General features: G+C 66.0%; 8 protein-coding genes. 5 read left to right on the forward strand and 3 right to left on the reverse strand.

Translation table 11 applies throughout. The features are described from left to right. The first annotated feature begins 5 nt into the window (after positions 1 to 5). From ASD86_RS28175 to ASD86_RS05430, 3 genes are all read left to right on the forward strand, one after another. Positions 6 to 134: a hypothetical protein gene (locus ASD86_RS28175; RefSeq protein ID WP_255357262.1), complete on the forward strand. Its 129-nt coding sequence runs from the start codon at positions 6 to 8 to the stop codon at positions 132 to 134. 113 nt (positions 135 to 247) lie between these two features. Next, the gene (locus ASD86_RS28180; protein ID WP_255357263.1) at positions 248 to 376 is read left to right on the forward strand and encodes a hypothetical protein; all 129 of its coding nucleotides are present in this window, start codon (positions 248 to 250) and stop codon (positions 374 to 376) included. A gap of 143 nt (positions 377 to 519) precedes the next feature. Beyond that, the gene (locus ASD86_RS05430) at positions 520 to 1167 is read left to right on the forward strand and encodes a hypothetical protein (RefSeq protein ID WP_157476189.1); all 648 of its coding nucleotides are present in this window, start codon (positions 520 to 522) and stop codon (positions 1165 to 1167) included. Between the two features lie 10 nt (positions 1168 to 1177). Here ASD86_RS05430 and ASD86_RS05435 read toward each other — a convergent pair whose 3' ends face one another. The 3 genes from ASD86_RS05435 to ASD86_RS05445 all read right to left on the reverse strand — a co-directional run bounded on the left by ASD86_RS05435 (position 1178) and on the right by ASD86_RS05445 (position 8907). Next, positions 1178 to 4270, reverse strand: coding sequence for an efflux RND transporter permease subunit (locus tag ASD86_RS05435; RefSeq protein ID WP_056107923.1), 3093 nt, complete (start codon positions 4268 to 4270; stop codon positions 1178 to 1180). 1 nt (position 4271) lies between these two features. Beyond that, positions 4272 to 7769: an efflux RND transporter permease subunit gene (locus ASD86_RS05440; protein WP_056107926.1), complete on the reverse strand. Its 3498-nt coding sequence runs from the start codon at positions 7767 to 7769 to the stop codon at positions 4272 to 4274. Positions 7770 to 7839: 70 nt separating this feature from the next. Beyond that, on the reverse strand, positions 7840 to 8907 hold the full coding sequence (locus ASD86_RS05445) for an efflux RND transporter periplasmic adaptor subunit (RefSeq protein ID WP_157476312.1): 1068 nt from the start codon (positions 8905 to 8907) through the stop codon (positions 7840 to 7842). A gap of 449 nt (positions 8908 to 9356) precedes the next feature. On the opposite strand from ASD86_RS05445, the gene ASD86_RS05450 reads away from it, so the two are divergent. Then, positions 9357 to 9749 (forward strand): cytochrome c, encoded by a 393-nt coding sequence (locus tag ASD86_RS05450; RefSeq protein ID WP_056109073.1) that lies wholly within the window; start codon positions 9357 to 9359, stop codon positions 9747 to 9749. Positions 9750 to 9757: 8 nt separating this feature from the next. Continuing rightward, positions 9758 to 10213, forward strand: coding sequence for a c-type cytochrome (locus ASD86_RS05455; RefSeq protein WP_036103182.1), 456 nt, complete (start codon positions 9758 to 9760; stop codon positions 10211 to 10213). Positions 10214 to 10742: the final 529 nt, after the last annotated feature.

Genomic DNA, 10742 nt, shown 5'->3' on the forward strand with positions numbered 1-10742 from the left:
CGAGCATGAACGAAAACCTGGATACCGATCTGAAACTGGAAGCGCTGGACGAACGCCTGGAGTTCGCGCCGGCGTGGTTGTGCGAGAACGCCGAGTGGTTCACCGATTTCTGGGGCCTGGACTGCACCCAGTAACAATCGCCGACGCTGTCCGTGCCGGCGTTGCATGAACCCCGAACGCCGCCCACGGACAGCCGATGCTCAACCGTCGCGGCCACGATGGCCGCGGCCAACAGCGGAGAACGAAGATGGACGCACCGATCGACAGCAACGAACTGAAGCTGGAAGAACTCGACGAACGCCTCGAGTTCGCCCCGGCCTGGGTGTGCGAGCACTTCCCGATCTACGAGTATTTCGGTGGCAGCTGCGTCCAGTAATCACTGGCCGATACGCCGGGTAACATCGCGGAGCGGGATCGGCTCCACGCCGATCCCGCTTCCGATGCGGCAACGCGGCAATACGGATCGGCGGACGCGGTCGCGTCCTGCCTCGCATGCGACGTAACGCACGGGACCGAATCTTGAACGCAGCAAACACACTCCGCCGCGGGCCGCTTCATCCAATTCGACTGGCGCGGCTGACGGGTATCGGCCTGGCGGTCGCCGCGCTGGTCGCCTGCGGGCCGCAACCTCCCGCCGGGGTCGCCCAGATCGATGGCGACTATGCGGTGGTGTCGCGGCTGCGACCGCATTCGCTGCAGCGGGTGAGGATCGAGGTCGCCATCAGTTTCCACTGCCCCGCCTGCAAGCGTTTCCAACCCAGCCTGGATACGCTCGCGGCGAAGTACGGCGAGCGTCTGAGCATCGAGCAGACCGCGATGACGCCGCGCTCAGGCTCGGGCCGTCCCGAGCGCCTGTTCCTGCTCTCCAAGCGCGCGGGCCTGGGGCCCGCCGCGCGCGACGCGCTGTATCGCGCCCGCTTCGACCTGAAGCAGGACATCGAACAAGACGCCGTGCTCACCGGCATAGCCCGCCAGATCGGCCTGCCGCCTGCGCTGCTGGCGCAGCTCGACAGCGCCGAACTCAAGCGCGATCAGGCGTCGATCGACGCGCGCACACGCGCTTTCGCCGCATACACGCCCAGCATCCTGGTCGAAGACCAGTTGCTGGTCGATGCCGACGCCGCGCAGATCGCGCGCGTGGTCAACGGCCTGTTGCCAAGCCGCTGACCCGCGACGCTCAACCCGCCGCTTCGGCCATGCCGCCGGCGTTCGCGCGCGAACCGCGCGCGCGCCGCACCAAGGCCGAGGTGCCGGCGCGCATATCGTCGAGGATGCCGTAGATCGTCGGCAGGAACAGCAGGCTGACGACGGTGGAGAACGCCAGGCCGCCGGCCACCGCGCGCGCCATCGGCGAGTACGCCAGGCCGCCCAGCACCACCGTATCGCTCAGCGAAATCGGCACCATCGCCAGGATCGCGGTGCCCATGGTCATCATGATCGGGCGCAGACGCTCGCGGCTGCCCTCAACCAATGCCTCGTTGCGCGACATGCCGCGCCTGCGCAGGTTGTTGATGTGCTCGACCATGACGATGCCGTTGTTCACCACCACCCCCATCAGCACCAGGATGCCGATGAAGGCCATCACCGTGAACGAGCTGCCGGTCAGCCAGAACAGCCAGAACACGCCGAAGATCGAGAACACCACGCAGCTCATGATCGCTGCGGGGAACAGCAACGATTCGAACACCGCCGCCATCACCACGTAGATCATCACCAGCGCCAGCACCAGGTTGATCATCATCTGCTTGCCGGCGTCGTCGTCGCGTTCGAACGAACTGCCGTCGAAGCTGTAGCTGTAGCCGGCCGGGAACGACACCTTCTTGAGCGTTTCCTCCATCGCCTTGCGCGCATCGGGCGTGGTCGCCTTGCCGTTGAGGCTGGCCAGCACGGTCAGCGTGGTCTGTCGGTTGTTGCGATTGATCTGGCTCGCGGTCGGGCGCACGTTGACGTCGACCATCGCCAGCAAGGGCACGCTGCGGCCGTCGCTGGAACGCACGGTGAACTCGGCCAGATTCTCGATGCCGTAGCTCTCCGCGCCGGCGAAACGCGCCCACACCGGCACCTCGGTATCGCCGCGCTGGAAGTCGCGCAACTGGGCGCCGCGCAGCGACAGGCCGACGAAGCGCGAAACTTCCTCGACGCTGAAACCGAACGATGCCGCGCGCTCGCGATCCACCTTCACGTTGAGCTCGGTATTGCGGTCGCCCACGTCCACGCGCACATCGCGCAGTTCGGGCCGGCGCGCGAGCATCGGCACGATGTCGTTGGCCAGTTCGCTCAGGGTTTCGGTGGAGTCGCCGACCAGTTGCACCTGCACGTTGTTGCCGCCGCTCTGGGCGCTGCCCTCGTCCTGGCCCATGCTGATCTCGGCCTTGGCCGATTTCGGCATCGCCTTGGCGATCGCGTCGACCACCGGCTTGGTGTTCTTGACCTCGTTCTCGTGGAACTGCAGGCGGGTGCCGGCTTCGCTGCCCTGCTCGCTGAAGAACGAATAGATCTGCTTGATGTGGTACTGCTTGCGGTGTTCCTCGAGGAAACGCTCGGTCTTGAGGATCTCCATCGACATCTGCTCGCGGGTGTAGCTGCCCTTCCAGTGGTACTGGATGAAAGCCTCCTTGCCGCCCTCGTTGCCGAACATGTCGAACTTGGTCTGGGTCATCGGCACCAGGCTGAGCGCCACCACCAGGACGATGCCGAGCACGCTCAGGCCCCGATGCTCCAGGGTCCAGCGCAGGAAGCGCGCATACACGCGCTGCAGGCGCGGGATCAGGCCGGTGGTGGTGTTGACCGCAGGCGGCGTTTTCAGGCGCGCGGAGATCATCGGGATCAGGCTGACCGCGACCAGCCACGAGGCCAGCAGCGACACCGAGATGGTGATCGCGATCTGCGACATGAAGATGCTGATGTCGTTGGTCTCGCCGATCAGGTTCGGCAGAAACACGATGCAGTGGCACAGCGTGCCCGCCGACAAGGCGATGGCGACGTGGCGGGTGCCCAGGATCGAGGCCAGTTGCGGCTGATCGGGCATCTTCTCGCGTTCCTGATAGATGCTCTCGACCACCACCACCGCGTTGTCCACCAGCATGCCGACCGCGAGCAACAGGCCCATCAGCGACAGCACGTTGAGGGTGACGCCGACGAAATGCATCAGCCCGAGCGTCATCACGAAACAGATCGGAATGGCCAGGGTCACCATCAAGGTCGACGGCCAATGGCGTAGGAAGAAGAACAACACCGCCACCGACAGCAGCAGGCCGATCGCGCCGGCCTCGGCCAGTTCCAGCAAGGAACTGGTCACGTCCTCGCCCTGGTTTTGCACCACCTTGATTTCAATGTTGCTCAGCGCCGGCTGGGCGCGGATCGCCTCGACCTCGGCCAGCGCCAGCTTCGCCACCTCCACCAGGTTGGCGCTGCGCTCCTTGTAGATGTCCAGGCCGATCGCCGGACGACCGTCCAGGCGCCGGCCGGTTTCCAGGCGCGCGGGCTTGAGGCGCACGTCCGCGATCGCGCCCAACTTCAGGCCATTGGTGTTGATGACCAGGTTGCGGAACTGTTCCAGATCGGCCACCTGGCCGATCGGCTGAACCCGCAGACGGCGCCCGCCGTCTTCGATTTCACCGGCGGAAATCGAGAAATTCAGCGCCTGCAGGCTCTTGGTCAGGGTGTTGAGATCCACCCCGTGCGCGACCATGCGGTCGGGCAGGATCGCGATCTCGACCTCGCTCGGCGCCGCGCCGCCGATCTCGACCTTGGCCACGCCCGGGATGCGTTCGAGCCGGCGCTTGAACTCGCGGTCGATCAGGTCGTACTCGCGACTCAGATCCATGTCGCCGGCCAGGCGCACCTGCAGGATCGCCTGGTCGCCGCTGGACCACTTGAACACGAAGTAGCGCTGGAAGCCCTCGGGCAGATCGTCGACGATCGCGTCGATGCGCTCGCGCGCCTCCGAGGCCGCGATGGCGATATCGCGGTCCCAGTCCTTGAACTCCATCTGGATGGTGGCCGAATCCGAGCTCGCGCTGCCGCGCATGCTCTTGATCCCGGTCATCGTCGCCAAGGCCTCTTCGGCCGGGCGCAGGATGGTGCGTTCGACCTCTTCCGGCGTGGAGCCGTCGTAGGGCAACTGCACCAGCAGGAACGGCGCGGTGATGTCCGGCAACGACTCCAGCGGCAGCCGCACCGCCGCGATCAGGCCGATCACGAACATCGACACGAACAGCATGATGGTCGTGATCGGCCGCTTGATGCTGATCTCGGCAACGCTGCTCATGTCAGTGCGTCTCCGCCAGCGGATCGTTGTCGTGGCCGATCTTGTCGGCGGCCACGCGCGCCTCGCGTTCGGCCTTGCGCACGCGGTTGCGGTAGTACTCGTCGCCGCGGCGATCGAGCAGATCGTAGACCACCGGGATCACCACCAAGGTCAGCAGGGTCGACACCAGCAGGCCGCCGATCACCGTGATCGCCATCGGCGAGCGCACTTCGGCGCCCTCGCCGGTCGCGATCGCCAGCGGCAGGAAGCCGAACAAGGTGCACAGCGTGGTCATGATGATCGGGCGCAGGCGCGAACGCGCGCCCTCGATCAGGGCCTCGCGCTTGGGCGTGCCCTGCTCGCGCAGCTGGTTGACCTTGTCGATCAGGATGATCGCGTTCTTGACCACCAGGCCGACCAGCAGGATCAGGCCGATGAACACCACCACCGACACCGGCGAACGGGTCAGCAGCAGTGCCAGCACCGCGCCGACCAGGGCCAGCGGGATGGTGAACAAGATCACGAACGGATGCAGCAAGGATTCGAACTGCGAGGCCATCACCAGGTACACCAGGAAGATCGCCAGACCGAACGCGAACAGCAACGAGTTGATCGACTGCTGCAGTTCCTCGCCCTGACCGCCGATGTGCATGCGCACCTCCGGGCTCAACGGCTCCTCGCGCACCATCTTCTCGACCTCGGAGACCGCGCCGGCCAGATCGATGTCGCGCAGGTTCGACGACACGATCGCCACGCGCACCTGATCGGCGCGGTGGATTTCGCTGGGGCCGCTGGTGGCGACCACGTCGGCCACCGACTCCAGCGTGACCGGACGGCTGCTGTTGGGATTGACGATCAAACGGCGGATGTTCTCGATCGAAGCGCGATCGGATTCGCGCGCGCGCACCAGCACGTCGATCTTGCGATCGCGGAAGCTGTAGCGGGTGGCGACGTCGCCGCGCACCTTCTTGACCACGATATCGGCGATGTCGCGGGTGGCCAGGCCGAGCGCGCCGGCGCGGTCCTGGTCGAAGCGGATCTGGATCTCGGGGAAGCCCTGCTCCACGGTGGATTTGACGTCGGCGAAATAGGGATTGGCGCGCAGCATCGCCGCCATCTTCTGGCCGGCGCGCTGGATCGTTTCCAGGTCCTGCCCGCGCAGTTCGATTTCCAGCGGCGTGGAGAAACTGAAAAGCTGCGGACGGGCGAAGTCGACCTGGGCGCCGGGATGCGCCTGCATGGTCTGGCGCAGTTTTTCGGTTTCGGCCGCTTCCACTTCCTTGCTGCCGCCGTCGGCCATCACCACGGTGATCTTGCCGATGTTCTCGCCGCTCTCGGTCGGATTGGCGTCCAGGCGCGTGCCGCTGCCGCTGACCCCGAACCAGGCGTGGATGCCCGGATCCTTGGCGTGCTTTTGCTGGATCTCGCGCACCAACTTGTCGGTTTCGCGCAGCGGCGTGCCCGGCGGCAGCTTGACCGTCATGTCGAAGCGGTCCTGCGCCAACTGCGGGATCAGGTCGGCGCCCAGCAGCGGCACCGCCGCCAGGGTCGCCACGAACGCCGCGCCGGCCAGGCCGAGCACCAGCACGCGATGGCCCATCGCCGCCGGCAGCAGCTTCAGATAGCCGCGTTCGGCGCGCTCGTACGGCGCCATCGCCAGATCGCTGGCCTTGCCCATGACCGGGCCGACCACCGCGCCGATGCCGCGCCACGCGCGCACCACCACCCAGGCGATGCCGAAGAAAGTCCAACGCACCGCCGAGGCGATCGCATACAGCGGCCACGCCACGATCTTCAGCAGCCGATTGCGCGGCTGCCAGCGCGGATGCGGCGCTTCCTCCTGGAAGCCCAGCGCCGGCCGGCCGCGCAACGCGCTCAGCATCGGGATCAGGGTCATCGACACGATCAGCGAAATGCCGATCGCCAACGCTACCGTCAGCGCCTGGTCGCGGAACAGCTGACCGGCGATGCCCTCGACGAACACCAGCGGCAGGAACACCGCGATGGTGGTCAGGGTCGAGGCGACCACCGCCATGCTGACCTCGCGGGTGCCGACCACGGCCGCCTCGAGAATGCCCAGGCCGCGCTCGCGCGCCTTGGCGATCGATTCCAGCACCACGATCGAATCGTCCACCACCAGGCCGGTGGCCAGCGCCAGGCCGCCCAGCGACATCACGTTCAAGCTCAGACCCAGACGGTCCATGAAGAAGAACGTGGCGATGATCGACACCGGCAGCGACAGGCCGATCACGAACGTGCTCCAGCCGTCGCGCAGGAACAGGAAAATGATCAGGACCGCGAGGAACGCGCCGATCACCGCGTCTTTCTTGACGTCGGCGATGGCGTGGCGAATGAACTGCGATTGGTCGTCGATCGTGGTCAGTTCCACGTCCGGCGGAATCTGCGCCTTGATCTGCGCCAGCCGCGCCTGGATCGCATCGGCGGTGGACACGGTATTGGCGTCGCCTTCCTTGTAGATGGCCAGTTCCACCGCTTCCACGCCGGCCAGGCGGATGACCGCTTCGCGTTCCTTGTAACCCTGGCGGATCTCGGCGATGTCCTTCAACCGCACCGGCTTGCCGCCGGCCGCGGTGGCCTGATCGCCCGAGTTCGCGCTCTGCACCGACGCCGCCGCCGCCATCGCGTCGGCCGAACCGGAGGCCGCGGCCACCCGCGCCATTTCCGCTGCCGCGTCGGCCGCGGCGTTGCCGCCGACCTTCTGCGTGGTGACCAGCATCTCGCGGATTTCCGGCACGCTGGCGAATTCGTTGACCGTGCGCACCAGATAGCGCTGCGCGCCTTCTTCTAAGCGGCCGCCGGAGACGTTGATGTTCTCGGCCTTGAGCCGCTGGATCACGGTGTCGATCGGCAGATTGAGCTGGGCAAGCTTTTGCTGGTCGATGTCGACCTGGATCTCGTCCTCCAGACCGCCGCCGACCTTGACCGCGGCCACGCCGTCGACCGGTTCGAGCTTCTTCTTCAGATCGTCGTCGGCGTAGCGGCGCAACGCGGTCAGCTGACGGATCGCCTCGGTGTCGCTGGCCTTGTCGCCGCCCTTGGTCGACAGCGCGATCCGCAGGATCGGCTCGGTCGAGGGATTAAAACGCAGCAGCACCGGCTTCTTGGCTTCCAGCGGCAGCTGCACGATCTCCATCTTGTCGCGCACCTCCAGGCTGGCCTGGTCCATGTCGGTGCCCCAGGCGAACTCGAGCACCACGTCGCTCTGGCCGGTGCGCGACACCGACTTGAGCTTGCGCAGGCCCTTGACCACGCCGACCGCTTCTTCCAGCGGTTCGGAGATCAAGGTCTCGATCTCGGTCGGCGCCGCGCCGGCGTATTCGGTACGCACGGTCAGGGTCGGATAACTCAGATCGGGCAGCAGATTGACCTTCAGGCTGTTGAGCGCGATCACGCCGAACAGCAGGAAGGTGATCGTCACCATCGCCACGGTCACGCGGCGACGGGTGGAAAACTCCACCAGGTTAAAGGACGTCGTGTCCGGAAGCTGAGCCACAGTCAGTCCCCACGTTCAAATAGGTAGTGCGAAGGACGCGGCCGTCTGCGGCCGCGTCGGGGGCGTGATCGCCGGTTTACTGCTTCAGCGGAGCGGTCGCGCTCGCGGCGGCGGCCACTTCCTTGGGCTTGGCGGCGTTGATCGGCAACACTTCGGTGCCTTCGCGCAGCGCGGTCTTGCCGGCCACCACGACCTGATCGCCGAGCTTGATGCCGTCGCGCACCTCGGCCCAGGCGCCGTCGAGGTAACCCAGCTTGACCGGCACCCGCGCGACCTTCTTGCCGCGCACCACGAACACCGCCGGATCGCCTTCGTCGTCGAGCAGCGCCGCGCGCGGCACCACCAGCGCGTCGGCGCGGTTGTCGTAATCGATGCGCAGGCGGCCGAACATGCCCGGCTGCAGCACCCCGCCGCCTTCGAAGCTGCAGATCACCCGGAAGGTGCCGCTGCCCGAATCGACCACCGGGGCGACCCGGTCGACCTTGCCGGTGAAGGTCTTGCCGGGCATCGCGTCGACCAGCATCTGCACCGGCAGGCCGGCCTTCAAGGTCGCCAGCTCGCGCTCGGGAACGTTGAGGGTGGCCTCGAGCTGCGAGGTGTCGACGATGCGGATGATCGGCGAATTGATCTGCACGAAGTTGCCGGTCTTGATCGAACGCGAGGCGACCACGCCGGAAATCGGCGCTTCGACCTTGGCGTAGGACAGTTCCAGGCTGGCCATGCGGTTGGCCGCGCGCGCGCTTTCCAGGTCGTAGCGCAACTGGTCGGCGTCGTTGGCGCTGAGCAGGCGCTGCTCGGCCATCTGCCGGGCGCGCGCGTAGTTGGCTTCGAGCTTGCGCATGGTCGCGTTGGTCTGCGCGGCCTGCTGCTCGGCGCGGGCCGAGTCGAGCCGCACCAGCACCTGTCCGGCCTTGACGAACTGGCCTTCCTCGACCATCACGTCGAGGGCGACGCCGGAGGTCTTGGCGACCACCTGCGATTCGGCGCGCGCTTCCAGCGGCGCGGTACCGGTATAGCTGGCCGCGATCGCGCGGCGGCTGGCCGCGGCGACCTCGACCGGCACCGCTTCCGACACCTTGTCCTTGGCCTCCTTGGCCTGCGCCTCGGCGGCGCCCGCTCCGCCCTTGCAGGCCGACAGTCCCATGAGGCAGGCCAGGGCCAGGGCGGCGATCGCCACCGTGCCGCGCACTGCCGGACCGCCCTTGCGGTTATTGGTGAGTTGACGCATTCGAGACGACCCCAAGCTACTAAAGTTTTTTCGTCGGTTTCCGGTCGTATGCCGGTGTTGTATATAGGTATATCACCAGCCCCTAAAGCCAACATCCGCCGAAGGTCATGATGACTGGAGCCATGGATTTATTCTGAGGCACGGTGCGCGCGGGCGACCTCCGTCGCGCGCGCCGCCGTGCCTTGCAGCGCAAATCCACGCCGGGCCCGGAGCGTTCCGGAATCGGCGCCAAGTATGGATGCGCTCAAGGACGGCTTCGTTGCAGTCGCGTCGCCAGCTATACTCGGCGGCTTGTGCGCGGCTCCGGCCCCGCAGAGCCAGCCACCACCTTTCGCTAGCCATTCGAGATTGCGGACTACGACATGATGCGACCGCTGACGATCGCCGCCTGCTTTGCCCTGACCCTGGCCGCCCTGAGCGCACATGCTCAGCCCCAGGAACCTGCCAAGGCGCCGGCCCCCACTCCGACGGCTCCGGCCGCCGCCCCGGCCGCCGCGCCGTCTTCCAAGGGCAACGCCGAAACCGGCCGCCAGCTCACCTACACCTGTCAGGGCTGCCACGGCGTGACCGGTTACAAGAACGCCTACCCGAACTATCACGTTCCCAAGATCGTCGGCCAGTCGCCCGAGTACCTGGTCAGCGCGCTGACCGAATACAAGAAGGGCACGCGCAAGCACCCCACGATGCAGGCCCAGGCGCAGAGCTTCTCTGACCAGGACATCGCCGACATCGCCGCCTTCCTTTCCAGCGCCAAGTGAGCCGCCCCATGACGAATCCCAGCTTCTTCAAGCGCGGCCTCGCCATCGCCTCGCTCGCCCTGGCCCTGGCCGCGTGCTCCAGCGGCGAAGTGCCCGCCGGCCATTCCTCGGCCGACCGCAACGAAGGCCACACCAAGTCGTCCTCGGGCCTGCCGGCCGGCAACATCGCCGCGGGCGAGAAATTCGCCAACACCAAGCGCCCGCCGACCAATCAGGCTTGCGTGGAATGCCACGGCACCAACAGCGACAGCAAGCTCCCGATCGATCCGGTGACGCCGCGCCTGGCAGGCCAGTACCACGACTATCTGGCGCACTCGCTGCAGATGTACCGCGACGGCGACCGCGCGCACGCGCTGATGTCGTTGCAGGCCAAGGATCTGACCGATCAGCAGATCGCCGACGTGACCGCCTATTTCGGTTCGCTGCAGAACGACAAGCTGCGCGATCTGCACGGCGTGCATTGATCGATCGGTGGATCGGGGCGCGGCTGGCTCGCGCGTTTGGATCACGCTACAGAAAACGGCCCGCATTGCGGGCCGTTTTTGTTTGTGCGGTTGTCGAATGGAGCCGCTTGCATGTCGATCTGTAGGCCCGACGACTTGATCTACAGGTATCGCAACGGCATACATCGACATCCTGCCATCGATTCGCCCAGTGGTTGCGTCCTTTCCTGCCGTCATTCCCGCCAACGCGGGAATCCAATGACTTTGGCGGAGCAACGGAAACGACGTGGCTCGCGTGACTAAAGTCACTGGATTCCCGCGTTCGCGGGAATGACGAGCAAAGGCCATTCAACCCGCAGGCCGAAGCTTTATATATCGCTACCTTGCCATCGAATCATCCAGCGACTTCGCCCCTTCCTACCGTCATTCCCGCGAACGCGGGAATCTAGTGACTTTGACGAAGCAACGGAGACGACGTCGCTCGCAAGACCCCGCGCTAAAGTCACTGGATTCCCGCATTCGCGGGAATGACGAGCAAAGGCGGTTCGAT

Origin of the sequence: Lysobacter sp. Root690 (genome assembly GCF_001427785.1) — a bacterium.
GTDB lineage: Bacteria > Pseudomonadota > Gammaproteobacteria > Xanthomonadales > Xanthomonadaceae > Lysobacter.

What these genes read in the sequence shown, in the direction of transcription:
- ASD86_RS28175 (WP_255357262.1), top strand. Translation starts at nt 6, where the DNA reads ATGAACGAAAACCTGGATACCGATCTGAAACTGGAAGCGCTGGACGAA.
- ASD86_RS28180 (WP_255357263.1), top strand. Translation starts at nt 248, where the DNA reads ATGGACGCACCGATCGACAGCAACGAACTGAAGCTGGAAGAACTCGAC.
- ASD86_RS05435 (WP_056107923.1), bottom strand. Translation starts at nt 4,270, where the DNA reads ATGAGCAGCGTTGCCGAGATCAGCATCAAGCGGCCGATCACGACCATC.
- ASD86_RS05445 (WP_157476312.1), bottom strand. Translation starts at nt 8,907, where the DNA reads ATGGGACTGTCGGCCTGCAAGGGCGGAGCGGGCGCCGCCGAGGCGCAG.
- ASD86_RS05450 (WP_056109073.1), top strand. Translation starts at nt 9,357, where the DNA reads ATGCGACCGCTGACGATCGCCGCCTGCTTTGCCCTGACCCTGGCCGCC.
- ASD86_RS05455 (WP_036103182.1), top strand. Translation starts at nt 9,758, where the DNA reads ATGACGAATCCCAGCTTCTTCAAGCGCGGCCTCGCCATCGCCTCGCTC.